This window comes from Kocuria sp. HMSC066H03, assembly GCF_001812045.1.
Taxonomy (GTDB): domain Bacteria; phylum Actinomycetota; class Actinomycetes; order Actinomycetales; family Micrococcaceae; genus Kocuria; species Kocuria rhizophila.
Window position 1 is genome coordinate 229,204 of the sequence record NZ_KV807506.1, and the last position, 24,382, is coordinate 253,585.

Annotated in this window: 19 protein-coding genes; 5 read left to right on the top strand and 14 right to left on the bottom strand. The window is 71.3% G+C overall.

Annotation, left to right across the window (positions count from 1 at the left end):
• Window positions 1–239 precede the first annotated feature (239 nt).
• Entirely contained in the window at window positions 240–860 is a 621-nt protein-coding gene (locus tag HMPREF2833_RS04470) for a TetR/AcrR family transcriptional regulator (RefSeq protein WP_047978164.1), read from the top strand.
• Complete coding sequence (locus HMPREF2833_RS04475; RefSeq protein WP_070636793.1) at window positions 857–2,674, top strand: MDR family MFS transporter; 1,818 nt, start codon at window positions 857–859, stop codon at window positions 2,672–2,674. The genes HMPREF2833_RS04470 and HMPREF2833_RS04475 overlap by 4 nt, the downstream gene beginning before the upstream one ends.
• Window positions 2,675–2,785: 111 nt before the next feature.
• On the opposite strand, the gene HMPREF2833_RS04480 is transcribed toward HMPREF2833_RS04475, so the two are convergent.
• From HMPREF2833_RS04480 to galU, 4 genes are all read right to left on the bottom strand, one after another.
• Window positions 2,786–4,711 carry a CYTH and CHAD domain-containing protein gene (locus HMPREF2833_RS04480; RefSeq protein WP_070636794.1) on the bottom strand — a complete coding sequence of 642 codons (1,926 nt, stop codon included), beginning with the start codon at window positions 4,709–4,711 and terminating at the stop codon, window positions 2,786–2,788.
• An 84-nt stretch (window positions 4,712–4,795) separates the two neighbouring features.
• Complete coding sequence (locus HMPREF2833_RS04485) at window positions 4,796–5,713, bottom strand: hypothetical protein (RefSeq protein WP_245190528.1); 918 nt, start codon at window positions 5,711–5,713, stop codon at window positions 4,796–4,798.
• A 231-nt stretch (window positions 5,714–5,944) separates the two neighbouring features.
• The gene (locus HMPREF2833_RS04490; RefSeq protein ID WP_019309590.1) at window positions 5,945–6,589 is read right to left on the bottom strand and encodes a GNAT family N-acetyltransferase; all 645 of its coding nucleotides are present in this window, start codon (window positions 6,587–6,589) and stop codon (window positions 5,945–5,947) included.
• 13 nt (window positions 6,590–6,602) lie between these two features.
• A complete protein-coding gene (gene galU / locus HMPREF2833_RS04495) occupies window positions 6,603–7,511 on the bottom strand; it encodes a UTP--glucose-1-phosphate uridylyltransferase GalU (protein ID WP_070636795.1) in 909 nt (302 codons plus the stop codon).
• Between the two features lie 110 nt (window positions 7,512–7,621).
• Here galU and HMPREF2833_RS04500 point away from each other — a divergent pair, with 110 nt between their 5' ends.
• The 3 genes from HMPREF2833_RS04500 to cpaB all read left to right on the top strand — a co-directional run bounded on the left by HMPREF2833_RS04500 (window position 7,622) and on the right by cpaB (window position 9,547).
• Entirely contained in the window at window positions 7,622–8,239 is a 618-nt protein-coding gene (locus tag HMPREF2833_RS04500) for a 5-formyltetrahydrofolate cyclo-ligase (protein WP_070636796.1), read from the top strand.
• A gap of 105 nt (window positions 8,240–8,344) precedes the next feature.
• Window positions 8,345–8,731: an FmdB family zinc ribbon protein gene (locus HMPREF2833_RS04505; RefSeq protein ID WP_070636797.1), complete on the top strand. Its 387-nt coding sequence runs from the start codon at window positions 8,345–8,347 to the stop codon at window positions 8,729–8,731.
• A 141-nt stretch (window positions 8,732–8,872) separates the two neighbouring features.
• Window positions 8,873–9,547: a Flp pilus assembly protein CpaB gene (cpaB, locus tag HMPREF2833_RS04510; RefSeq protein WP_070636798.1), complete on the top strand. Its 675-nt coding sequence runs from the start codon at window positions 8,873–8,875 to the stop codon at window positions 9,545–9,547.
• A 90-nt stretch (window positions 9,548–9,637) separates the two neighbouring features.
• On the opposite strand, the gene HMPREF2833_RS04515 is transcribed toward cpaB, so the two are convergent.
• The 10 genes from HMPREF2833_RS04515 to groES all read right to left on the bottom strand — a co-directional run bounded on the left by HMPREF2833_RS04515 (window position 9,638) and on the right by groES (window position 24,141).
• Window positions 9,638–9,802 (bottom strand): hypothetical protein, encoded by a 165-nt coding sequence (locus HMPREF2833_RS04515; protein WP_223110605.1) that lies wholly within the window; start codon window positions 9,800–9,802, stop codon window positions 9,638–9,640.
• Between the two features lie 37 nt (window positions 9,803–9,839).
• On the bottom strand, window positions 9,840–13,682 hold the full coding sequence (locus tag HMPREF2833_RS04520; protein WP_070636799.1) for an ATP-binding protein: 3,843 nt from the start codon (window positions 13,680–13,682) through the stop codon (window positions 9,840–9,842).
• 95 nt (window positions 13,683–13,777) lie between these two features.
• On the bottom strand, window positions 13,778–15,376 hold the full coding sequence (guaA, locus tag HMPREF2833_RS04525; protein WP_029603150.1) for a glutamine-hydrolyzing GMP synthase: 1,599 nt from the start codon (window positions 15,374–15,376) through the stop codon (window positions 13,778–13,780).
• Window positions 15,377–15,418: 42 nt separating this feature from the next.
• Window positions 15,419–16,012 (bottom strand): DUF3817 domain-containing protein, encoded by a 594-nt coding sequence (locus tag HMPREF2833_RS04530; RefSeq protein WP_019309598.1) that lies wholly within the window; start codon window positions 16,010–16,012, stop codon window positions 15,419–15,421.
• Complete coding sequence (locus HMPREF2833_RS04535; protein WP_059280926.1) at window positions 16,005–16,985, bottom strand: SURF1 family protein; 981 nt, start codon at window positions 16,983–16,985, stop codon at window positions 16,005–16,007. Before HMPREF2833_RS04535 ends, HMPREF2833_RS04530 begins: the two co-directional genes overlap by 8 nt.
• A 52-nt stretch (window positions 16,986–17,037) precedes the next feature.
• Entirely contained in the window at window positions 17,038–18,159 is a 1,122-nt protein-coding gene (locus HMPREF2833_RS04540; protein WP_039102071.1) for a GuaB3 family IMP dehydrogenase-related protein, read from the bottom strand.
• Between the two features lie 48 nt (window positions 18,160–18,207).
• A complete protein-coding gene (gene guaB / locus HMPREF2833_RS04545) occupies window positions 18,208–19,704 on the bottom strand; it encodes an IMP dehydrogenase (RefSeq protein ID WP_059281002.1) in 1,497 nt (498 codons plus the stop codon).
• A 155-nt stretch (window positions 19,705–19,859) separates the two neighbouring features.
• Entirely contained in the window at window positions 19,860–21,953 is a 2,094-nt protein-coding gene (locus HMPREF2833_RS04550) for an acyltransferase family protein (RefSeq protein WP_246829081.1), read from the bottom strand.
• Window positions 21,954–22,151: 198 nt separating this feature from the next.
• A complete protein-coding gene (gene groL / locus HMPREF2833_RS04555) occupies window positions 22,152–23,738 on the bottom strand; it encodes a chaperonin GroEL (RefSeq protein ID WP_019309603.1) in 1,587 nt (528 codons plus the stop codon).
• 106 nt (window positions 23,739–23,844) lie between these two features.
• Window positions 23,845–24,141: a co-chaperone GroES gene (gene groES, locus HMPREF2833_RS04560; RefSeq protein ID WP_012397747.1), complete on the bottom strand. Its 297-nt coding sequence runs from the start codon at window positions 24,139–24,141 to the stop codon at window positions 23,845–23,847.
• Between the last annotated feature and the right edge of the window lie 241 nt (window positions 24,142–24,382).

Sequence of the window (24,382 nt, forward strand, 5' to 3'; positions counted from 1 at the left end):
GAGCGGGCGCGCGGAGTGTGGGCCGCGAGGTTCTCCGCGTGCATCCGCACACCGTGCTGAGCGGGCCCCACGCAGGCCAGTAAGGGTGCTGTCACACGCCCACTGTAGCGAGCGCCTCGGGGTGTTACCGCCCGCGCACAGCCATGTGGAGGGCCGTCGCCGTGCGCGGTGAGCGGAATCATACCCACCGGGCAAATTCTGCACTTGTGCAAGTTTGCACGAGTGCATAATGTGTACCCGTGTCCACACCCCAGCCGTCCCTGCGTGAACGCAACCGCACCCGCACACTCGCCGAGATCCACCAGGCCGCCCTCGAGCTCTCCGCCGAGGGCCGTTTCTCGGACACCACCGTGGACGCGATCGCCGAACGCGCGGGCGTGTCCCGGCGCACGTTCTTCAACTACTACGCGAGCAAGGAGGACGCGGTGCTGGGCATCACCCCGCCGCAGATCTCCGAGGCCGCGCACGCGCGCTACATGGACCGCAGCACCGGCGACGAGTTCGCGCGCACCGTGCGGCTGTTCATGGACGTACTGCGGGACGCCACCGGCCCACCCGAGCTCATGGCCCAGCGCCGCGCCCTGGTGGACCACCACCCCGAGCTCAAGCGCCGCATCGGGATGCACGTGACCACCGCGGAGTCCCTCGTGGTCTCCACGGTCGCGGAGCACTCCGGGCGCGGCCCCACGCCCCGTTCCGAGGAGACCACGCACGCCTTCGTGCTGCTGGCCGGCTCGGTCATCAAGTTCGCATTCCGCACCGACACCCACCTGGCTGCCGTGTCCGACGACGCCGCCATCCAGCGCGCGCTCGACCACGCCATCGGCGTCTTCCGCACCGCTCTCAAGGAGATCTCATGACCGCCACCGCCACCCGGGCTGCGTCCAGCCCTCCCGTGGACGAGAAACCACCCCACCTCGGACTGCTGTTCGCGAGCCTCATGGTCGTCATGCTGCTCGCGTCCCTCGGCCAGACCATCCTCTCCACCGCCCTGCCCACCATCGTGGGGGACCTGGGCGGCGTGGACCACATGAGCTGGGTCATCACCGGCTTCATCCTGGCCTCCACGGTGATGATGCCGGTCTACGGCCGCATCTCCGACCTCTTCGGCCGCAAGCCCGTGCTGATCGCGGCCATCGTGCTGTTCATCGCGGGCTCCGCCCTGGGCGCGGCGGCCGAGAGCATGAGCTGGCTCATCACCGCCCGCGTGGTGCAGGGCCTGGGCGGCGGCGGTCTGATGATCCTCGCCCAGACCTCCATCGCGGACGTGGTGCCCGCCCGTGAGCGCGGCAAGTACATGGGCGTGATGGGCGCCGTGTTCGCCGTGTCCTCGGTGGCCGGACCGCTGCTGGGCGGCTGGATCACGGAGGGTCCCGGCTGGCGCTGGGCGTTCTCCTTCAACATCCCGCTCGGCATCCTGGCCATCATCGCCGTGGCCGTGTTCCTCAAGCTGCCCCGGCGGCCCCGCGAGGAGCGCGAGCGCATCGACTACCTGGGCATGATCCTGCTGGCCGGTGCCACCACGTGCCTGATCCTGGTGTGCACGTGGGGCGGAACCCAGTACGACTGGAACTCACCGCAGATCCTGCTGCTGTGCGCCACCACCCTCGCCGGTGCCATCGCCTTCGTGGTCGCCGAGACCCGGGCCAGCAGCCCCGTGATCCCGCTGTCCCTGTTCAAGGACCGCAACTTCACCCTGACCACCGTGTCCGGGCTCGCGGTGGGCGTGGCCATGTTCGGCGCGATCGGCTACATGCCCACCTACATCCAGATGGTCAAGGGCGTGGACGCCACCCAGGCTGGTCTGCTCATGACCCCCATGATGGCCTCCCTGCTGATCACCTCGATCGTCTCGGGCCAGATCGTCTCGCGCACGGGCCGGTACAAGCTGTTCCCCCTGGTGGGCATGCTGATCATGGGCATCGGCCTGTGGCTGCTGTCCACCCTGGAGGTCTCGGACTCCACCGTTCGGATGTGCGTGTTCCTCGCGGTGTTCGGCGCGGGCATCGGGCTGAGCATGCAGATCCTGGTGCTGATAGTGCAGAACTCCGTGCCCAACCGGATCGTGGGCACGGCCACCGCCTCCAGCAACTTCTTCCGCCAGGTGGGTGCCACCGTGGGCTCCGCCGTGGTGGGTTCGCTGTTCATCTCCCGCCTGAAGGACCTGCTGGCGGAGAACCTGCCCCCGCTGCCTCCCCAGGCCTCCGGCTCCGTGGACGCCAACTCCTTCACGCCGGAGACCGTGCACGAGCTGCCGCAGATGATCCAGGACCCTGTGGTCCAGTCCTACAACGATGCGCTGCTGCCCATCTTCCTGGCCATGATCCCGCTGGCCGTGGTGGCGTTCCTGCTGCTGCTGTTCGTGGAGGAGAAGCCCCTGGCCACCCGTGTGGACCACACCGGGACCGGCGAGATCTCCACAGTGCAGGCCACTGCCACGGAGTCCGGGGCCACCGGGACCACCACGTCCACCGACGCCTCGGACAGCGTGGCGGACGCGCACACGTCCGCGGACCCCGCGGATCACGATGCCACCGAGCGTGAGCCCGAGCCCGCTGCGGCCCGGCCCGCGATCGGTGGTGCCGAGACCAGCGCCACCGCCGCTTCCTCGGGTGAGGGACCTGCCCAGCGGACCCGCAGGTCAGGCCGCCGGGCACCGCGACACCGCGCCTGAGCACATCCACGGAGCGGCCCCTTCGAAAGAGCGCCCCGTCGACGACCACTCGTCGACGGGGCGCTCCCGTCTCCCGTGGCCCCGGTTCACGGACCGGGGCACCCGCGCGGGTCAGTCCTGCGAGGGCAGCTCGTCCCTCAGGTCCTCCACGAGGTCCTCCAGGATCTCGGCGGCCTCCAGCATCCCGTTGCGCAGCTCGGTGAGCTCCATCCCGTGGAGCACGCCCACCGCGTAGCGGTCCTTGCCGGTGCGCTGGAACGAGCGGGCGGCGCGCGCGAGCCACTCCTCCATGACCGCGGCGTCCGTGATCACCCCGAGGTCGTCCTGGTAGTCCTTGGCCACCGCGGCGGCGCGGATCCGCTTCTTCCCCGCCTTGGCGTGCGCCCGTCCCAGCGCCTCGGAGACGTAGCGCGCGGACTTCGCGGCCTTGCGGGTCTCGTGCAGCACCTCGAACGCCGCCGCGGTCTGCAGTGCGTCCTTGCCGGGCAGGGCGATCCGCTCCCCCACGTCCATGGCCATGTCGCTCAGCGAGACCTCGGCCCCCGGCTCGGGCGGGGTGGTGCTGGCCGTGACGACCACCCGGTTCAGTGCCGCGCCGAGCACCGCCTTGGCGAACTTCCTGTCGGACAGCGCCGCGGCCTCCTCCGTGAACCCCTCTCCACGACCGAGCGCGTGCAGGTCCCGGACCAGCTGGAGGTAGTCCTGACTGTCCAGCTCCCGCCGGACCGCCCGCCCGGTGCCGGTGCCCAGGTGACTGGCCGCCTCGCGCAGCTCCTCCTTGGCGGCACCGCTCAGCACACCCGCCGGCTGGCCGTCGAGCAGCACGTCCAGCCGCTCCAGGGCGACCTCCTGGTCCCGGGCGTCGCCGAGCACACGCGCCAGGTCCTTGAGCCGCTGCTCCATGTCCGCCACCACGTCCTCGGCCACGAAGCTCCGGGACGCCTGGAGCACGCTGCGCAGCGCCCGCGAGCGCACGCGCATCTGGTGCACCGAGTCCTCGGCCTCGATGCGCACGGCGAAGTCCCAGCGCTGCAGCTGCGAGGTCAGGTGGGAGATCATCTCCGCGAGGACGTCGGCCCCCGTGCGTTCCCCCCGGTCCCCGGTGTCGGACGACGACGCCGCGTCGTTGCCCTTCGCATGCCCGCCCCCACTCCCCGCGGAGCTCTTGCCGTTCTTCGTGTCCTTGCCGTTCTTGGACGACTTGCCCTTGGCGGAGCCCTTGTCCTTCTTCTTCCCCGAGCCCTTGTTCTTCGACGAGCTCGTGTCCTTGGAGGAGCCCTCGTCGTTCGACGAGCCCTTCCCGGACGGCTGCTCTCCCTCAGACTCTCCCGCACCCGGCGCGAACCCCGCGGAGGCGGCGTCAGCGGCGTCGTCGGACGTGACGGCGGCGTGCTCCGGCGAGACCACGCGCACCACGTCCCCGCCGTCCTGGCCGAGGGCCCGGGCGATCTTGGCCACCGAGGAGGACGGCTCCGCCCCCGCGGCGAACAGGACGGTCTCCACGGCCTCGAACACGGCCTTGGCCTGCTTCTCGGTGAGGTCGTCGCGCGTGAGCTCGACCTCGCACTCGGTCCACTCCCGGGTGACCCCAGCGCGCTCGTCCCGCGCGGAGACGGCGTCCAGACACAGCTCGGCGTACTGCCCGTCCTCCGCGAGCACCGGGTACAGCGTGCGCCGCGTGTCCACGGTGGCCACGGGCTGGAGGTCCTCGCCCAGGGTGAGACCCAGCAGCACCTTGCGCAGTGCCGCCGGAAGCCGGTCGGGGGCGGTCTTGAGGGGCTCGTAGTGCAGCTCGCCACGCACCGCACCGGCCTCGTACTTCACGTGCCAGCCGTCGTCGCTGCCGCCGGTACGACGCCGCACGGCCACCGCGGAGCGCGCGAGCAGCAGATCGGCGGTGTCGTAGTACGTGGCGCTCATGTCGTGCTCCACGGGATCGCCCACGGTGAAGTGCTCCAGCTTGTGCAGCTTGAGCTTGGGCTTCTTCTTCCCCGCGACGTCGTACTTGCGCTCGATCTCAACCTGATGCGTGACCATGGTGCTCCCTGAGTAGAACGCGCCGCGGCCCTGTTCGGGATCCGCGGCGCGCTGCTGTCGTCAAATCGGTAGGTGCTGGAGGCGTCAGGCCCGGCGTCGCTTCAGGACGTCGTCCAGGTTCAGCGCGGCGCTCTCCTGCTCCCCCGCGCGGACCGCGTCCTTGAGGGACGTGGTGGTGGCCGCCGGGCGCTGCGGCACCCGCAGCGGTTCCGGTGCGCGGCGCTGCACCACGGGCGCCTGGGTGTAGAGCGGCTTGGGCACCGGGACCGGCTCCCACGTGGCCGCGGTGGATCCCGCGGCGGCCGAGCTGCGGGCCACCTTGAGGGCCTCCGCGCGCAGCTCCGCCACGGTGTAGGTCTTCTCCGCCGCGGGGCGCTCGGGCGCCACCGTCTCGGGCAGCTGCCCCTCGGCGGGCAGGTCCAGTGCGGCGTCCGCCTGCAGCTCCTGCTCCTCGCGGTCCTGACGGGCCTGGTCCTCGTTGTCGAAGATGGCGTGCTGGGCGGGGGCCGTCTGACGCGTGGCGGCCTGGGCCGACACACCGGCGCGGTCGGTGACGGCCAGGTAGCGCAGACCCGCCACGCAGCCGGCCCCCAGCAGGAGCAGCACCACGGGCACGGCCCACGTGACGGCGGTGAAGGGCGCGGCGATTCCGGTGAGCACGGCGGCCAGGACGAGCGCGGCACCGGTCAGGAACACGATGGTGCGGTCCCACTTGATCCGGAGACCCGCCACGGATCCGCGGCGGACGGTGATGGCGGACGGCGCATGTGCCGAGGTGTCCATGGCTGTCGTCTCCCGTTCATGAAGCTGTGCTGAGGCCGTGGCCCCCACTCTACTGGGCGTGCTGCGGACGTGCTCGCGGGGGCGGTCCGACGGGTGGAGCAGCAGGTCCGGGGCCTCCACCTGGGCACGGACCGGAACGCTGGTGCGCCTGGCCACGTGCGGTGCGAACCACATCACACACAGCACGATGATAGCGGCCAGGACCGCTGAACTGCTCACCCAAGACAAACCCACCGTTTCAGGGTAGGACAGGTGAGAAGGATTCCCGGCGTGGAATGAGCGTGTTGCTCACATCAATGTCATTCGATGGTCCTGGGGCGGAGTTCGGGTGCCCGCCAGCCGCACGTCGTCCGGTTTCAGGCCCGACCGGCGGACGCCCGGGGCCGGTCGCGCGACGGGCGCAGCCCTGGGTCCGGCCGCTCGGCGCGCACCCGCGCGCCGAGCGGTGGGTCAGCGCAGCCCGCGCCGCACGGTGATGCCCTCGTCCTCGCCGGTGAACCGGCGCACGAGGCCTTCGGGAACCTCCTCGGCCGTGAGCGCGAAGCTGCGGTGGTCCGCCCACCGGCCGGCAATGTGCAGGAAACGCTCCCGCAGGCCCTCGTCCCGGAACCCCAGTTTCTCCACGACCCGCAAGGACTTGGCGTTCTCGGGACGGATGTTAATCTCCATGCGGTGCAGCCTCAGGTGCTGGAAGCAGTAGTCGGTGGCCATGGCCACGGCCATCGGAGCGATCCCCCGGCCCGCCTGCGCGCCGTCCACCCAGTACCCCAGGCTGGCCGAGCGGAACGAGCCCAGGGTGATGCCCGAGACGGTCAGCTGCCCCACGAGCTCCTGCCGCCTGCTCACCGGGTCCAGCTCCGTGATCAGCCACGGCAGGGACTGCCCGGCCCGCGCCTGCTGCCGCATCTGCCGCACGAAGCTGCGGTACGACGGCGCCGTCCCCGCCGCCTCGGGGTTGCTCGCCTCCCACGGTTCGAGCCACTCCCGGTTGCGGTAGCGCACCCGGTCCCACTCACCGCGGTCACTCATGACCAGTGGGCGCAGCATCAGCTGCGCCCACTGGACGGTGACGGGCCACTCGGCTGCCGTGCTCACCCGGTGCGGGTCCTCAGACCTTGAGGGTCTTGGCGTAGTCCGCGATCCAGGACCGCAGACCCGGGCCGAGGTCGTCGCGCTCGCACGCGAGCTCGATGTTGGCCTTGAGGTAGGAGAGCTTGTCGCCGGTGTCGAAACGGCGTCCCTTGAACACCACGCCGTACATGCCGTGGGCGTCCTCACCGCGGTCCGCCACGGTCTGCATGGCGTCCGTCAGCTGGATCTCGCCGCCGCGGCCCGGTGCGGTGCTCTCGAGGATCGCGAAGATCTCCGGGTGCAGCACGTAGCGGCCGATGATCGCCAGGTTGGAGGGGGCGTCCTCCGGTGCCGGCTTCTCCACCAGTCCGTTGACCTTCACGTAGTCCTCGCCCTCCACGGCGGTGACGTCAGCGCAGCCGTAGGCGCTGATGCTCTCGCGCGGCACCTCCATGAGGGCCACCACGGAGCCACCCGTGCGCTCCTGCACCTCGATCATCCGGGAGAGCAGGTCCTCCTTCTCGTCGATCAGGTCGTCTCCGAGCAGCACCGCGAATGGGTCCTCCCCCACGTGGATCTTGGCGCGCAGCACGGCGTGGCCGAGGCCCTGGGGGTCCTGCTGGCGCAGGTAGTGGATCTCCCCGAGGTCCGACGCGTGCTCCACCTCGGAGAGCAGGGCGTCCTTGGCCGACTCCTTCAGCTGGGCTTCGAGGGCGGGAACGCGGTCGAAGTGGTCCTCCAGGGCCCGCTTGGAGCGGCCCGTGATCATGAGGACGTCGTCCAGGCCGGCGTCCACGGCCTCCTGGACCACGTACTGGATGGCCGGACGGTCCACGACCGGCAGCATCTCCTTGGGCATCGCCTTGGTGGCGGGCAGGAAGCGGGTGCCCAGTCCCGCGGCGGGGATGACGGCCTTGTGTACGCGCTTGGTTTCGTGAGGGCTCATGGACTTAGGGTAAACGACGAGGCATCCGCGCCCCGGTTCCAACTCCGGAATCCGGCCGGTAATGCACTCCGTGTACTCCCAAGAGCGGACAGTCACCCAGGAGCGTGCCCATGGAACAGCCCTCAGGGGACCGCGCCGCCAAGGCAGCCCTGCGCGCGCACGTGCTCGAGCGGCGTCGTCACCGCAGTGCCGGGGTGCGCCGCGAGGCGCAGGCGGGCCTGGGGAGGCACCTCACCCGGCTTCTCGCAGAGACCGGAGCGGGCGACGTCGCCGGCTTCCTGCCGCTGCCCGACGAACCGCCGCTGCTGCCGGCGCTCGAGGACGCCCACCGGCGGGGGCGGCGCGTGTGGCTGCCGGTCGTGGCCCCGCGGCGCGCACTGGCCTGGGTGCAGTGGCGACCCGGGGCCGCGCTGGTGGACGGCGCCCTGCCCGGTCTGCGCGAACCCGCCGGCCCGCGGCACGGCCTGGAAGTGTTCGCCGCCGTCCGCGTCCTGGTGGTTCCCGTGGTGGCCGTGGACCGCAGCGGCGTGCGACTGGGCTTCGGTGGCGGCTACTACGACCGGTTCCTGGAGGCCCTCGAGACCGCCGGACACCGGCCCCGCACCGTGGCGTGCTGCTTCGCGGACGAGGTGCTCCCCACCGGTGAGGTCCCGGCGGAGCCCCACGACGCGGTCCTGGCCGAGGTGCTCACCGAGCACGGCGTCGTGGCGCTGGGCGGGTCCGCCTGAGCGCACCCGTGTGCGCGGCCCGAGCTGGCGCGGTCGAGCGGGAGCCCGCGAGTAGGATGTGACGTCGGTGAACCACCGTCCCTCCCGCTCTCGAAGGAATCATCCGTGCCCGTTTACGCCTACGCCTGCAAAGACTGCGGCCATGCTTTCGACATCCGCCAGTCCTTCTCCGACGACGCCCTGACCGTGTGCCCCGAGTGCGGCGGCGTGCTGCGCAAGAAGTTCAACTCCGTGGGCGTGGTGTTCAAGGGCTCCGGCTTCTACCGCACCGATTCCCGCTCCGGGGCCTCCGGGGATGTCGGCACGGCCTCCGGCTCGGGATCCGCCGGCGGGTCGGGAGCCTCCGGTGGTTCTGGAACCTCCGGGGACACCGCGGCCACCGGCAGCGGCTCTGGTTCCTCGGGAAGCGCCGCCTCGACGCCTTCGGCCCCGCCCACCACCGGATCGGGCTCCGCGACCACGACGTCGGGCAGTTCCGCGAGCTCCCGGTGACGCTCCCCGCCCGCTGATCCCACGCTCCGCCCGCGGCGAGCGCCCTGCACAGTCCCGGACCGGGTGCGGCAGACCGTGGCGCAGTGCACCGCTCGTGGAGCGCAGGCCCGGAGATGCTCCGTGCCGCCCTAGCGTCCGGGTATGAGCTCACCGCCCCGTCCGCACTATCCCCTGGGTCTGAGGCTGCGCACCGCGGTGCGCCGGCGCCACCGGCTCGTGGCCGCCGCGCTCTGCGCGCTGGCCCTCACGATCGTGGTCCTCCGGCTCGCCCCGCCCGGTGACCGGACCACCCCCGTGGTGACGGCCGCCCACGACGTTCCCGCGGGCACCGCCCTGACCGCCGAAGACCTCACGGTGACCGAATTCCCCGTGGACATCGCGCCGGCAGCTGCCTTCACCGGCATTCCCGAGGCGGGCGGGCAGACCACCACCGTGGCGCTCTCACCCGGTCAGCCGGTGACCTCCACCAGCGTGCTGGGGCCCGGTGTGCTGACCGGCCAGCCCCCGGGGACGACCGCCGCCACCGTGCGGGTGAGCGATCCCGCGGTGCTGCGTCACATCCGTCCCGGGGACGCCGTGGACGTCGTGCACCATGCGGACGGCGCCTCGGCCGCGCGCGGCCGCCCGGTCGCCCGCTCGGTCACGGTGCTGTGGGCCGCGGCGTCCACGTCCGGAGGCGACACATCCCTGCTCGCCCCGGCCGGGACGGACACGGACTCCGGCCTGGTGGTGCTGGCCGCTCCACGGGAGACGGCAGCGAGTCTTGCCGCGCTCGAGGGTTCCGGCCGGGTGTCACTCGTCCTCGTGGCACCGTGACCCGCTGAACGGTGACAGCGCCCCGCTCGGACCGGGAGCGCCCCACGCAGTGCGGCGGGACGGAACCCGTGGCGCGGCCGGGCCGGACGGTCAGCCCCAGTGCGGGGGCCGCTGCTCGCGCAGCCACTGCTCGTGCCCGTCCGAGGTCCCGGCCTCCCGGGGGTCCGGGGCGTCCGAGCCGAGCGGCGGCGTGGCCTCGCCCCACACGGAACCGCCCAGGGCGCGCTCCTGGTCGGGGGCGGTCCCTCCGGTCACGCGCCGGTGCGACCCGCGCCGCCGGCCACCCGAGGTCTCAGCCGACACGGTCCGCGCTCCCCTGCCCAGCGCCCGGCGCCGGGGCGGCAGCTGCCCCGGCCACGCCACCCGAGAGTCCCAGATAGCGCTGCACGAGGCCGGCCACCGTCTGCGGATCGGTGAAGACCTCCACGGACCACAGGCTCACGTAGTTCCACCCTGCGCGCTCCAGGTGCTGCGGGATCAGCCGGAAACGTTCGCGCACGCTCAGGGCACGGCTGCGGTCGGAGCCGTCCGACTGCAGGGCCACGGGGATCCGGACGGGAGCGTCGTCGTCCCCGCGGTGCAGGACCGCGCCGGCGGAGAGCGACTCGGCATCCGCGTGCGCCGCCATGTCCACGGCGTGCGCGTAGCCGGTGTGCACGGTGGCTCCGGCGGCACGCAGCCGCCGCGCGAGGTCTGCCACGAGCGCATCGGTCGCGGCCCCGGGGTCGTCCACGGGTGCCGGGGCGCGCTCGGACGTGGTCTCCTCCCCGAACAGCACCTCGAGCATGTGGTACATGTCCTTGGCACCGTGCTGCAGCCGCCGCAGCTCGGTGTCCTTGGGGTGGATGGACGTCACGATGTGCGTGTGGCGGCGCGAGCGGGTCATCCCCCGCACGAACGCCTGGCGGCCGTCACGCTCGGAGAGCGATCCCAGCTGGGGAGTGCTGCGCCCGGAGGTGGTCCGTCCGAAGCCCAGCGAGAAGATCACGGTGTCCCGTTCGATGCCGGCCGCCCGGTGCAGCTCCACCACCCGGAAGGACTCGTGGCCCGGGGCGAAGAACTCCGCGGACTCCCCGGACTCGCGCAGCCTGCGCTGCACGGCCTGCGCCACGCGGGCGGCGTGCATCGCGCTCGCGGTCACCACGGCCAGCGAGCGCTCCGGGTGGCGCGCCGCGTGGGCGAAGACCAGGTCCACGGTGCGCTGGACCTCTGCCGCCGGGGCCTGGACGCCCTCGCTCCCGGCCGTGAGCACACCCACACCGTCCACCACGTACTCCGCGGAAAGCCCGGTGGTGGCGCCCATCAGTTCCGAGGCGTAGGGCACACGGGTCAGCGCGCCGTCGTAGAAGGCCTCGTTGAGGTAAGAGAACAGGCGGGGGTCCATGGGACGGCGCACCGAGGTCAGTGAGCGGGAGTCCACCACGCGGGACAGCGTCTCGAACGCGGAGTCCACCTCGGTCACGGGCTGCGGGGTGTCCCGCGCGCTCACGCGGGGAGCCACCGTGAACGGCTGCGGACCGCCCGCGTGGGGGTCGCCGAAGGCGATCACCTGCTCCGCCTTGACCACCGCCGGGAGCGTAGCGGCCAGCGGCGTGGACTCGGCGTCCAGGATCACGACGGCGTCCACGGCCTGCTCGTCACCGAGGGTCGCCGTGAGCACGAGCGGACTGGCCGTCCACACGGGCACCAGGGAGGGCGTGAGGTGCTGGACCCGGTCCAGCTCCTCGGTGCGGACCCGTCCGCTGCGCAGCATGTCGCGCAGGGTGCGTGCCTCCCGCGGGAACCGCTTGGCATCACGGGCCCACCGTGTGGCCAGCTCGTGCTCCAGCCGAGCCGGGGCCGCGGCGATGTGCGCGGAGTCGGCACGCCGGAAGGCGGACTCCGTCCTGCGCAGCTGGGAACCGTCCGGCATGGCCACGAAGTCGTCTCCGCTGATCATGGCTTCGAGGACGGACTGCCACCACGCCAGCTCGAGCTCGTCGTCCACCTGCTCGGCGGGCACGCCCCGGGACTCGAGGTCCGCGAGGAACTCCCCCAGACCACGGGCCCGCAGGTCCTCGAGCAGCACGGTCCGCTCGGGAAGGGTGCTCAGGTGGGCCTCGTCGTTGATCAGTTCGTCCAGGATCACCTGGAGCTCGTCCACGGTGGCGGTCTCCAGCCGGGCCGCGGTGACCGAGCCCTCCAGGGCGATGGCCAGGCCCTCGAGGTCCTCCCGGAAGCGGCGGTGGGTGCGCAGGGTCTCCTCCGCGCGGTCGGACACGGCCGGCTGCTCCAGGGTGGTGGCCCACTGCCGCCAGCGGTCCCGCTCGGACTGCACCTTCACCAGCGCGGCGTGCAGGTCGGACAGGTGCACGCCCGGGCGGATGTACTCCTTGGCCGCCTTGCGCAGCCGGGAGCGCTGCAGTCCGCTGAGCTCGATCTCGTGGTCGCGGCGCCAGGACGCGGAGGCCGTGGCGGCAATCAGGTCCGTGACGGGGCGGTCGTAGATGTCCGGGGTGAGGTGGCGCAGCGAGTTGCCCACGTCGATCACCAGCTCGAGCTGCTGCTCCCACTCCGCGATCGTGGAGCCCACCCGCAGCCCGGACACGCCCAGGACGTGGCGCATGGCGGTGGACAGCGTGGTCAGCTCCAGCAGGAGGGACTTCGCGAGGTCGTGGGCCTGGCGGGCCTCGTCGTCGTTGACCAGGCGGGCACCGTGCCACGGGCCCGCGAGCGTGGCCGGGTCGAAGGCCCCCAGGGCGGCGGCGCGCTGCAGCTGGCGCCGCACCTCGCCGCGGTGGGACACGGCGTCGAGCACGGAGCGCCGGAAGCGCACCGTGGTCTGGGGCCCGGGATCCCGAGCGGTCAGCTCCGCGAGGGCCTGCATGGCCTCGTAGGGGGACGCCTGCCAGCGCGGCCGGCGGGTGTGCAGCGACTCCTCGTGCACGCGCAGCTGCTCCCGAGTGCGCTGCAGCGCCTCCCGGATCGGCTCGGTGTGCGGTTCCTGGGTGCGCTCGTTGCGGGCCACCGCGCGCACGAGCCGCTCGGCGACGTCGTCCGGGCTCAGGTGGGAGCCCAGCGGGAGCACGAGCGAGTCCAGTCCCGTGCGGTTCCAGGCGCGGTTGAAGGCGGCCAGCGTGGTGCGGGACTCGCCCAGCACCAGCACGCTGCGCCCGCGGTGCACCAGGGCGCCCACGGTGGAGACCACGGTGTCCACCGCGGCGGTTCCCACCGGGGTGGACACCACGAAGCTCTTGCCCTGCTCCGCGAGGTCCACAACCTCCTGCTGGTTCGCGTCCAGGTCCGTGAGCAGCAGCTCGTCCGCGGGATCCCGCTGGTCCAGGGCGGGGGCGTCGTTGGTGAGGGCGTGCACCACGGGCAGCTTGCCCACCTCGGAGTTCTTCAGGCGCGCCAGGTCCTGCACCAGGCGGGTGCGGGCCACCATGTGCTCGTCCGCCGGACGCTCGTGCAGGTCCGCGAACGTGGAGACCACCAGCTGGTGCTCCACGTGCATCCCGGGGACCTCCACAGCGAGTTGCCGCAGGGTCTCGAGCACAGGGGCGGGGTCCAGCTTGCGCGTGCCGTACGCCAGCCGGGACATCTCCGCGGTGGCCAGCTCCACACCGTGGTCCTCCCGGAGTCTGCGCACCAGCGCGGGGTTCAGGTGCGCCGGTCCCACGATGTGCAGCTCGAAGTCCTTGTGGTCCGGGCGCAGCTTCACGGTCACCGGCGCCAGCAGGACGGGGGCGATGAAACGCCGCAGCCCGTCCGCCACGGGGTCCGCGAGCCAGGACGCGGTGCCCGCCGCGAGGTACGCCGCGTCCAGCCCGTGACCCACGGACAGCTCGTGGATCTTGGTGCGCAGCGCACGGGCGGAGCGCACCGCGCGGTCGTACGCGGGGGTGTTCTGGTGGATCATCGTGGACAGCCGCGTGGGCCGCTGCATCAGCAGCTGCGCCTGCCCCGAGGAGTTGGCCTCCGTGAGGTCGATGCACACGTTGTCCACCTGGTTGAAGTCCAGGAGAGTGTCCGGCCCCGTGTACGCGTCCATCTGCTGGGTCCACGCGCGCAGGGACACGCGGGGGTGCTCCCGGGGCCCCTGCATGGCGTCCGTGTCCTGGGGGGTGGGTCGCGGGCTGTCCTGGGGTGTCGGCATGGTGCTCCTACTCACGAGTGCGCCGGTCCGCGCGCCACGGGGACGTGGGGCCGACCGGCGCACCGGGACTGACGATGGCTCTCAGAGGGCGGGGATCACTCCCACTCGATGGTTCCCGGCGGCTTGGACGTCACGTCCAGGACCACGCGGTTGATCTCCTCGACCTCGTTGGTGATGCGGTTGGACACCCGCGCCAGCAGCTCGGAGGGCAGCCGGGACCAGTCGGCGGTCATGGCGTCCTCGGAGCTGACCGGGCGCAGCACGATCGGGTGGCCGTACGTGCGGCCGTCACCCTGCACACCCACGGAGCGCACGTCCGCGAGCAGGACCACGGGCATCTGCCAGACCTCGTCGTCCAGGCCCGCCCGGGTGAGCTCCTCACGGGCGATCGCGTCCGCGCGGCGCAGGACGTCCAGGCGTTCCTCCGTGACCTCGCCGATGATGCGGATGCCCAGACCCGGACCCGGGAAGGGCTGACGGCCCACGATGTTCTCGGGAAGCCCGAGCTCGCGGCCCACCGCGCGCACCTCGTCCTTGAACAGGGCCCGCAGCGGCTCCACGAGCTCGAACTGCAGGTCCTCGGGGAGCCCGCCCACGTTGTGGTGGCTCTTGATGTTGGCCGCACCCTCGCCACCGCCGGACTCGACGACGTCCGGGTAGAGGGTGCCCTGGACCAGGAACCGCACGGGCTGGCCGTCCTGGGCCTCCTCGCGCAGCACCTTCTCCTCGGCGGCCTCGAACGCGCGGATGAACTCCCGGCCGATGGCCTTGCGCTTGGTCTCGGGGTCCGTGACGCCCTTGAGCGCGTCCAGGAAACGGTCCTGCTCGCGGGCGATGTGGAGCTTGACGCCCGTGGCGGCCACGTAGTCCTTCTCCACCTGCGCCACCTCGTCCTGACGCATCAGCCCGTGGTCCACCAGGACGCACGTGAGGCGGTCGCCGATGGCGCGCTGCACGAGGGCTGCGGCCACCGCGGAATCCACGCCGCCGGAGAGCCCGCACAGCGCCTTGCCGTCGCCCACCTGGGCACGGATCGCGGCCACCTGCTCCTCGATGATGTTGCCGGTGGACCACGTGGGGGTCAGCTGCGCGCCGTTGAAGAGGAAGTTCTCCAGCACCTTCTGGCCGAACGCGGAGTGCTTGACCTCGGGGTGCCACTGCACGCCGTAGAGGCGGCGCTCCCGGTTCTCGAAGGCGGCCACGGGGGCACCCTCGGTGGTGGCGAGCGTGGTGAACCCCTCGGGGGCGGCCGTGACGGAGTCCCCGTGGCTCATCCACACGGTCTGCACGTCCGGGGTGCCGTCCAGCAGAGTGCCCACGGCGGTGTCCGGGCACGTGGCGGTGGTGGCGCCGTACTCGCGCACACCGGTGCGCTCCACGGTGCCGCCCAGGGCGTTGGCCATGACCTGGAACCCGTAGCAGATGCCCAGCACGGGCACGCCGGCCTCGAACAGCTCGGCGTCGCGCTGCGGCGCACCGGGCGCGTACACGGAGGCGGGGCCCCCGGAGAGGATCAGCGCGGCGGGGTTGCGCGCGAGGATCTGCTCGGTGGACCAGGTGTGCGGGACGATCTCGGAGTACACGTTCGCCTCGCGGACCCGGCGGGCGATCAGCTGCGCGTACTGCGCACCGTAATCGACCACGAGGACCGGGCGCTGCTCCAGTTCGCTCAGGGTGTCAGGGGTTTCAGTCACGCCCTCAAGTCTAGAACACGCACGGGCCTCCCCCGGCGGGGCTCAGTAGCGCTTGGCGGCCTTGGGGTTGGCCGCGAGCTCTGCCTCGGTGGAGCGGTGGATCTTGCGCTCCACGATGAAGGAGAGGAACGGCACCACGCCGCCCAGGGCCATGACGATGAGCTGGGCGAAGGGCCACCGCATGAGGGACCACACCCGCAGGCACGAGAGCAGGTAGATCACGTAGAACCAGCCGTGGACGATCAGGATCCACGTGGAGATGTTCACGCCGCCGGCCAGGTTCTCCAGCTCCAGGTTCTGCCAGCCCAGCGCGACGGTCTCGCCCGTCACCTTGTCGGTGCCGCCGGCAATGAGGTCGTACCCCAGCCCGTAGCGGGTGACCATCTCGGCCACGAGCAGCAGCAGGAACGTGCCGGAGATCCACGCGCACACCTTGTAGAACGTCAGCGCGCCCCGGATCTGTGCCTCGGTGCCGCCGAAGCGGCGCCGGGGCTTGAGCGCCGCGGCCTTGGCACGCACGCTGTCCGGCACGGTGGCCCGCTCGGGGCTCGCGTCCTCGGGGGCGCTCACCCGCACGCCGTCGGTGCGGCGGACCGGGCGGGGCTGCGGATCGGAGTGCGGCGTGGGGTCAGTCATCAGAGGCTCCGTTGTCGGATCGCGGGGTGGCGCGGGGCCCGGCGGAGCGGTCCGCCCCGGCCACCGCGGGCTGGTCGTCGAAGTAGTAGTAGCGCTGGTCCTGGGCGTCCCAGTAGTAGTAGGACTGCTCGGACTCGTCCCAGAAGTAGTCGCCGTCGAAGTAGAAGTACTGCTCGGGGTTCTGACGGCGCAGGTAGTCGTCCCGCACGAAACGCCACCACAGGAAGACCGCGAAGCCCGCGAACACCACCCACTCCACGGCGTAGAAGAGGTTCAGCGCGTGGACGGACGTGTCCGTGGGCTGCTGGTCGATCTGCAGCTCCGCGAGCCCCTCCCCCATGGGAGCCGCCGACGCCGCCAGGGTCCCCTCCGGCGTCACGGGCGCGGGCTGCGCGGCCGGGTTCTCCGAGAACGAGGCCACGTACCCGGTGTACACCGGAGCGTCCCACAGGTTGCTCAGCTGCGCCGAGGCCACGGTGCTCACCTGGTCGGCGGGCAGGGCCTCGCTCGGCAGGGGCGACTCCGTGGGCATGAGCCTGCCGATCACCCGGACCTCGCCCGACGGCGCGGCGGGCACCTCGTCCGGGGAGGCCACCCACCCGCGGGCCACGGCGATGGAGAGGTCCTCATCCGCGGCGTCCCAGCGGTCCTGCGAACCGGGGATCACCAGCTGCGAGACCGCCCAGTACCCCGAGTCGCCGTCGTGCAGACGTCCGGGCACCAGGACCGTGGAGTCGGGGGCGTAGCGCCCCGTCACGGAGACCACGTGGTCCGCCTGCTGGGCCGAGGTCGGCTCACCGGGGGTGGTGACGGTCTCGAGCGCGGAGACACGGTCCTTGGCAGGGTCCGCCACCGTGGTTGCGCTGCGGGACGCGTTCAGCTGCCACGCGCTCAGCCCCACGAACAGGGACGCCACGAGCAGCGCCACGGCCAGGAAGGCCAGTGAACGGGGGCGCAGCGCGGTTTTGAGCACGACCCAACACTACTGGCCCGCCCTGGGCGTTCTCCAAACCCCCGGCGTCCGCTCAGCTGCGGATGACCACCTCGGCCCGCTGGAACTCCTTGAGGTCCGAGTATCCGGTGGTGGCCATGGCCCGGCGCAGCGCGCCCATCACGTTGGAGGAGCCGTCCACGTGGCGCGAGGGCCCGTTGAGCAGCTCGTCCAGGGGACCCACCGTGCCCACGTGGGTGCGCACGCCGCGGGGCGAGTGCGGGTTGTGCGCCTCCGCACCCCACAGCCAGCCCTGCCCGGGGGCCTCCTCCGCGCGGGCCAGCAGCGTGCCGAGCATCACGGCGTCGGCGCCCATGGCAATGGCCTTGACGATGTCGCCCGAGGTGCCCAGACCGCCGTCGGCGATCACGTGGACGTAGCGGCCGCCGGACTCGTCGAGGTAGTCGCGGCGGGCCGCGGCGACGTCGGAGATGGCCGAGGCCATGGCGGCGTGGATGCCCAGGATGGACTCGGTGCGCAGGGACGCTCCCCCGCCGAAGCCCACGAGCACGCCGGCCGCGCCCGTGCGCATGAGGTGCAGTGCCGGGGTGTAGCCCGCGGCACCGCCCACGATCACGGGGACGTCGAGGTCATAGATGAACTGCTTGAGGTCCAGCGGGTCCTGCGTCTTGGACACGTGCTCCGCGGAGACCGTGGTGCCGCGGATCACGAAGAGGTCCACGCCCGCCTCGAGCACCGTGCGGTAGTGCTCCACCACGCGCTGCGGGGACAGCGAACCGGAGACGATCACCCCGGCCTCACGGATCTCCGCCAGCCGGGCGGTGATCAGCCCGGGCTGGACGGGCGCGGAGTAGAGCTCCTGCATGCGGCGCGTGGCCTGCGGAAGGTTCTCCGAGCTGAGGTCGGCGATCTCGTCCAGGACCGGCTGCGGGTCCTCGTAGCGCGTCCAGAGGCCCTCGAGGTCCAGCACGCCCAGCCCACCGGCACGGCCCAGGTCGATCGCGGTGGCCGGGGACATCACCGAGTCCATGGGTGCGCCCACCACGGGGATGTCGAACTGGTAGGCGTCGATCTGCCACGCCGTGCTCACGTCCCGGGGATCGCGCGTGCGCCGGGAGGGCACCAGGGCGATCTCGTCCAGGCTGAACGTGCGGCGGGCGCGTTTGGATCGCCCGATTTCGATGTCGTAGCTCACGTGGGGTCCTTTCACCGCGCAGGGCGCACGGGGGATGTGCGGTGCGGGTCAGCGCTTGTAGTTGGGGGCTTCCACCGTCATGGTGATGTCGTGCGGGTGGGACTCCTTGAGCCCGGCCGGGGTGATCCGCACGAAGCGGCCCTTGTGCTTGAGCTCGTCCACGCTGTGCGCGCCCACGTAGAACATGGTCTGGCGCAGCCCGCCGTCCAGCTGGTGCAGCACGGAGGACAGCGGCCCGCGGTAGGGCACCTGACCCTCGATGCCCTCGGGGATCAGCTTCTCGTCGTCGGAGACGTCCGCCTGGAAGTAGCGGTCCTTGGAGTAGGAGGTGTTCTTGCCGCGGGACTGCATGGCGCCCAGCGAGCCCATGCCCCGGTAGGCCTTGAACTGCTTGCCCTGCACAAATACGAGCTCCCCCGGGGACTCGTCGCAGCCCGCGAGCAGCGAGCCGAGCATCACGGAGTCCGCGCCGGCCACAAGCGCCTTGCCGATGTCGCCGGAGAACTGCAGGCCACCGTCCGCAATGAGCGGCACACCGGCGGGAATCGTGACCTGGGCGGCCTCGTTGATCGCGGTGATCTGCGGGACGCCCACGCCCGCGATGATGCGGGTGGTGCAGATGGAGCCCGGACCCACGCCCACCTTCACGGCGTCGGCGCCGGCGTCCACGATCGCCTGTGCACCCGCGCGCGTGGCCGCCTGGCCGCCGATCACGTCCACGTGCGCCGCCGCAGACTCCTTCTTGAGCCGGGCGATCATCTCCAGCACGCCCTGGGAGTGGCCGTTGGCGGTGTCGATGAACAGCGCGTCCACCCCGGCCTCCACCAGGGTCATCGCGCGCTCCCAGCCGTCGCCGAAGAAGCCCACGGCGGCGCCCACGCGCAGCCGCCCCTCGTCGTCCTTGGTGGCCAGGGGGTACTGCTCCGCCTTGGTGAAGTCCTTGACGGTGATGAGCCCGGTGAGCCGGTCGTGCTCGTCCACCAGCGGCAGCTTCTCGATCTTGTGCTGGGCGAGCAGCGCGTGGGCCTCGTCCTTGCCCATGCCCACCTTGCCCGTGACGAGCGGCATGGGGGTCATCACGTCGCGCACCAGGCGGGTGTCGAAGTCGCTCTCCGGCAGGTAGCGCGTGTCGCGGTTGGTGATGATGCCCAGCAGCCGCTGATCCTCGTCCACCACGGGCAGCCCGGAGACCTTGAAGTAGCCGCACAGCCGGTCCAGCTCGGCCAGGGTGGCGTCCGGGGACACCGTCACGGGGTTGGTGATCATCCCGGACTCGCTGCGCTTCACACGGTCCACGTGGTCCGCCTGGTCCTGGATGGACAGGTTGCGGTGGATCACACCCATGCCGCCCTGACGGGCCATGGAGATGGCCATGGCGGACTCGGTCACGGTGTCCATGGCGGCGGAGAGCACGGGCGCCTCCAGCGTGATCCGGCGCGAGAGGCGCGTGCTGGTGGAGGCCTCCGAGGGGATCACGTCCGTGTTGCCGGGGAGCAACAGGACGTCGTCGTAGGTCAGTCCGGTGAAGCCGAACGGATCGTCCATGAGTGCCGTGGGCACGTTGTCAGACACGGGTAGTCCCTTCCACGCGAGAATGTCGCCGCCAGTCTACGGGCCGTGCCGCGCGCTCCCCCCGCCCCACGGCCCTCGTCGTCACGGGTGCGTTCGACGACGCCGCTGCCGCGCGCCGCGAACTCGCCTCAGCCCTCGGACTCCACGGCCGCCACGAGGTCCTCCCGCAGCAGGGGCGCCATGCTGCGCGCGTAGTCCCACGTGAGGTGGTGGAAGTCCAGCCACACGTTCACGTTGCCGATCACGGGAGCGCACACGCCCTGCGGGCAGATCAGGGGGGTGGGGTCGATGCCCGTGTAGCCCGGGATGGACTCCAGGGACCGCGCGGGGTTCTCCGCGGCGAGCACCTCGTCCTTCTCCGTGGTGCAGGACGGGTCCTCGCGTCCCTTCTCCGCGACGCACCGTGTGGGGTCGTAGCCCAGGCGGGGGTTGTCCCGGAACCCCACCACCGTGGCGCCGTCCGCGGTGAGGTCCCGGACGATCGGCTCCAGTCCGGCCACGGTGTGCTCGGCCGCCCCGTCCATGAGTTCGGCCCGCGTGGAGGTGGTCAGAACGGCATCGGGCTGCAGCTGGTCGAGGTATTCCAGGACCGCCTCGTTGCCCTTCCGGCACTCCGGTGTCTGGCCCTCCACGCCGAGTCCGCACCCGGGCTGCAGCACGGAGACCAGCTGCCAGTCCTCCTCCTCGGCCACCGGGATCACGGCGCCCATGTACTGCTCCATGTGGGAGTTGCCCACCACGGCGACCACCTTGGTGGGATTCTCCACCGGCTCGGTCTGGCGGCAGAAGTCCTGCGCCACCGGGTTCTGGGAGGTGAACTCGCCGCTGCACCGCTCGGGCAGCCCCACCCACTGGTCCGTCATGGAGGTGGGCAGCGCCGGAGCGTCGGGGTCCCCCTCGAACTCGAAACCGGGCTCCAGCACCCGGGCGCCGGGGTTGTTGAGCTCCGCCTGCGCCTCGAGCTTCGTCTCCCGTCGTTCCTCCACGGCTGCCCAGGAACCCGCCACGGCCAGCACCAGGCTCATGCACACCGCGATCACCAGCCCCAGCCGCCAGTTCTTCGCCTCCGGCCACGCCCAGTTCTTCAGGGGCGTCTCCACCAGACGGGTCAGCAGCAGCGCCAGGAGCACCGAGACCACCACGATCGCCACGCCGGAGCGCGGCCCCGCCACGGGGCGGTCACGGACCACCAGGTAGGTGATCAGCAGGGGCCAGTGCACCAGGTAGAGGGCGTAGGCCGAGTCACCCATCCGCACCACCGGACCCCACGAGAGGAAACGGTCGAAACCCCACCGCGAACCCGATTGCCCGGCCACGATGATCGCCGCGGCAGAGACCAGGGGCCACAGTGCGATCCACCCCGGGAACGCGCCCTGCACGTCCACGAGGATGCCCACGGACACCATGCTCACGAAACCAGCCCATCCCAGAAGCACCCGCAGCCCACGGCTCGGCCGCAGGTACGGAATGGCCAGAGCCACCAGGGACCCCAGCGCGAACTCCCACAGCCGGGCGCGGGTGTCGAAGTACGCGAACGCCTGCTGGGTGTGCGTGGTGATCACCGAGAACGCCAGCGAGACCGCGAAGACCGCCCCGAAGCACACCGCGAGCACGGGCACGCTGCTGCGACCCGTGCGCCGCTTGACCAGCCACGCGAGTGCGAAGATCAACGGCCAGACCAGGAACACCTGACCCTGCACCGACAGCGACCAGAAGTGCTGGAACGGGGACGCGCTGGAGTGGTCCGCCGCGTAGTAGTCCACGGCGTTGAACGCCAGCGACCAGTTCTCCACGTACAGGATCGACGCCACACCCTGGGAGCGGAAAGCGGCTGCGTCCTGCGCCGGGTAGAACAGCCACAGCAGCACGAAGGTGCCCAGGACCACCAGCGTGGCCAGGGGCAGCAGACGTTTGAACGTGTGCAGCCAGTACCGCCCCAGTGCGAGCGGACGCCCGCCCTCGATCTTGCGCACGAAGGACGAGGTCATGAAGAAGGCGGAGATGAACAGGAAGATGTCCACACCACCGGAGACCCGGCCCATGAACACGTGGTAGACCACCACGAGCAGCACGGCCACAGCGCGCAGACCCTGCACCTCGGGGCGGAACCCCGAGTACCGGGACACCCGGTCGGAGGGTCTCGATCCCCCGGCTCCGCCGCTCCCCGCACCCCAGGGAGGGGTCTTCGCGGAGTCGGGAGACGGGACCGTGGGGAAGTGCATCGCATCAGGTTAGGCCGGGGGCGCAGGCAGGTCCAACCACGGCTCCGCTCGCGCAGACCCCCAGTGGGCCGCGTGCTGGTCTGCGCACAGCACGACGGCGGCCCCCTCCCGCAGGAGGGGGCCGCCGTGCCGATCAACCGCTCACCCCGTGGCGCGTGCCGCAGAGGGCGGGGCGCTCACTGGAGCGACGAGGGGTGATCAGTCCTCGTCCTGGTCCTTCTTCTCAGCCACCAGGGTCTCGGTGGTGAGCACGAGGGCCGCGATGGAGGCCGCGTTCTGCAGAGCGGAACGGGTGACCTTCACGGGGTCGATGATGCCCGCCGAGAGCAGGTTCTCGTACTCGCCGGTCAGCGCGTTGTACCCGTTGCCGGGCTCCATCTCGGCCACGCGGGAGGCCACCACGTTGCCGTCCTGGCCCGCGTTCTCCGCGATCCAGCGCAGGGGCTGCGTGAGGGCGCGGCGCACGATGTTCACGGCCGTGGCGGCGTCGCCGTCCAGGCCGAGGTCCGTGCCGTCCAGGGACTTCGAGGCGTGGACCAGGGCGGAGCCGCCGCCGGCCACGATGCCCTCCTCGAGCGCGGCACGCGTGGAGGACACGGCGTCCTCGATGCGGTGCTTGCGCTCCTTCTGCTCCACCTCGGTGGCGGCGCCGACCTTGATCACGGAGATGCCGCCGGCGAGACGCGCGAGGCGCTCCTGGAGCTTCTCGCGGTCCCACTCGGAGTCGGTGCGCGCGATCTCGGAGCGGATCTCCGCCACGCGCTCGGCCACGGCGTCGGAGGAGCCCGCGCCGTCCACCAGGGTGGTCTGGTTCTTGGTCACCGTGATGCGGCGGGCGCGGCCCAGCTGGGAGAGCTCCACGCCCTCCAGGGAAATGCCGAGCTCCGGGGTGATCACGGTGGCGTCCGTGAGCACCGCGAGGTCCTGCATGATCGCCTTACGGCGGTCTCCGAACCCGGGCGCCTTGAGGGCCACGACGTCCAGCGTGCCGCGCAGCTTGTTGACCACCAGGGTGGACAGGGCCTCGCCCTCGACGTCCTCCGCGATGATGGTCAGCGGCTTCTTGGCCTGCAGCACCTTCTCCAGCACCGGCATGAGGTCCTGGATCGAGGAGATCTTGCCCTGGAACAGCAGCACGTAGGTGTCGTCCAGGACGGCCTCCTGGCGCTCCTGGTCGGTGATGAAGGACGGGGACAGGTAACCCTTGTCGAACTGCATGCCCTCGGTGACGTCCAGCTCCACCTCGGTGGAGGAGCCGTCCTCGATGGTGATCACACCGTCCGTGCCCACGGTCTCGAAGGCGCGGGCGATCAGCTCGCCGATCTCCTCGGACTGGGCGGAGATCGCGGCCACGTGGGCCACGTCCTTGCCCTCCACGGGGCGGGCGTTGTCCAGCAGACGCTGGGACACGGTGGCCACGGCGGCCTCGACCCCGCGCTTGATGTCGCTGGGGGCGGCGCCCGCGGCAACGTTGCGCAGGCCCTCCTTCACGATCGCCTGCGCGAGCACGGTGGCGGTGGTGGTGCCGTCGCCGGCGACATCGTTGGTCTTGGTGGCCACTTCCTTGGCGAGCTGGGCGCCGAGGTTCTCGTACGGGTCCTCGAGCTCCACCTCACGGGCGATGGTCACGCCGTCGTTGGTGATGGTGGGTGCGCCCCACTTCTTGTCCAGGACCACGTTGCGGCCGCGGGGGCCGAGGGTGACCTTGACGGTGTCGGCCAGGCGGTTCACGCCGGCTTCGAGCGCTTTGCGAGCGGTGTCGTCGAACACCAACTGCTTGGGCATGTGAGTTGCTCCTTAGGGAACCGGGAAGACTGCGGAGACGACGCACGCGGTGCCCGCGGCCCGTTCCCGGGCGGGCGGGCACCGCGTACGAAAGGCTGTGGAGAAGTTACTTCTCGATGACGGCCAGCACGTCGCGCGCCGGGAGCACCAGGTACTCCTCGCCGTTGTACTTGACCTCGGTCCCGCCGTACTTGGAGAAGATGACCAGGTCACCCTCGTTGACGTCCACGGGGATGCGGTTGCCCTTGTCATCCACGCGACCCGGGCCCACGGCCAGGACGGTGCCCTCCTGGGGCTTCTCCTTGGCGGTGTCCGGGATGACCAGACCGGAGGCGGTGGTCTGTTCAGCGGCCAGCGGCTGAACCACGATGCGATCCTCGAGGGGCTTGATGGAGACCGACACGATTTCTCCCTTTCTTCTAGGCGTGTGAGACGGTGTGCGTCCGCCGCGTGCCATGGGGTCCCATGACGGCGAGCGCCACAGGCCAGTTGGCGTGCCAACCGTCGTCGCGGTGCCGATTGAGCGCCTGGCCTTTAGCACCCTCCATGGGAGAGTGCTAATAGCACTGTAGGGACGCGGGCCGCGCCCGGTCAAGACGCGCCCGCGCCACTCCCCTGTGGGCTGAACAGGCCCGGCCGACGCC

Bases quoted from the DNA above. Each gene is read 5' to 3' on its own strand.
- HMPREF2833_RS04530 (WP_019309598.1), bottom strand. From the start codon at position 16,012: ATGACTGACCCCACGCCGCACTCCGATCCGCAGCCCCGCCCGGTCCGC.
- HMPREF2833_RS04500 (WP_070636796.1), top strand. From the start codon at position 7,622: ATGGAACAGCCCTCAGGGGACCGCGCCGCCAAGGCAGCCCTGCGCGCG.
- guaB (WP_059281002.1), bottom strand. From the start codon at position 19,704: ATGGACGATCCGTTCGGCTTCACCGGACTGACCTACGACGACGTCCTG.
- HMPREF2833_RS04480 (WP_070636794.1), bottom strand. From the start codon at position 4,711: ATGGTCACGCATCAGGTTGAGATCGAGCGCAAGTACGACGTCGCGGGG.
- HMPREF2833_RS04520 (WP_070636799.1), bottom strand. From the start codon at position 13,682: ATGCCGACACCCCAGGACAGCCCGCGACCCACCCCCCAGGACACGGAC.
- HMPREF2833_RS04550 (WP_246829081.1), bottom strand. From the start codon at position 21,953: ATGCACTTCCCCACGGTCCCGTCTCCCGACTCCGCGAAGACCCCTCCC.
- HMPREF2833_RS04475 (WP_070636793.1), top strand. From the start codon at position 857: ATGACCGCCACCGCCACCCGGGCTGCGTCCAGCCCTCCCGTGGACGAG.
- cpaB (WP_070636798.1), top strand. From the start codon at position 8,873: ATGAGCTCACCGCCCCGTCCGCACTATCCCCTGGGTCTGAGGCTGCGC.
- galU (WP_070636795.1), bottom strand. From the start codon at position 7,511: ATGAGCCCTCACGAAACCAAGCGCGTACACAAGGCCGTCATCCCCGCC.
- groL (WP_019309603.1), bottom strand. From the start codon at position 23,738: ATGCCCAAGCAGTTGGTGTTCGACGACACCGCTCGCAAAGCGCTCGAA.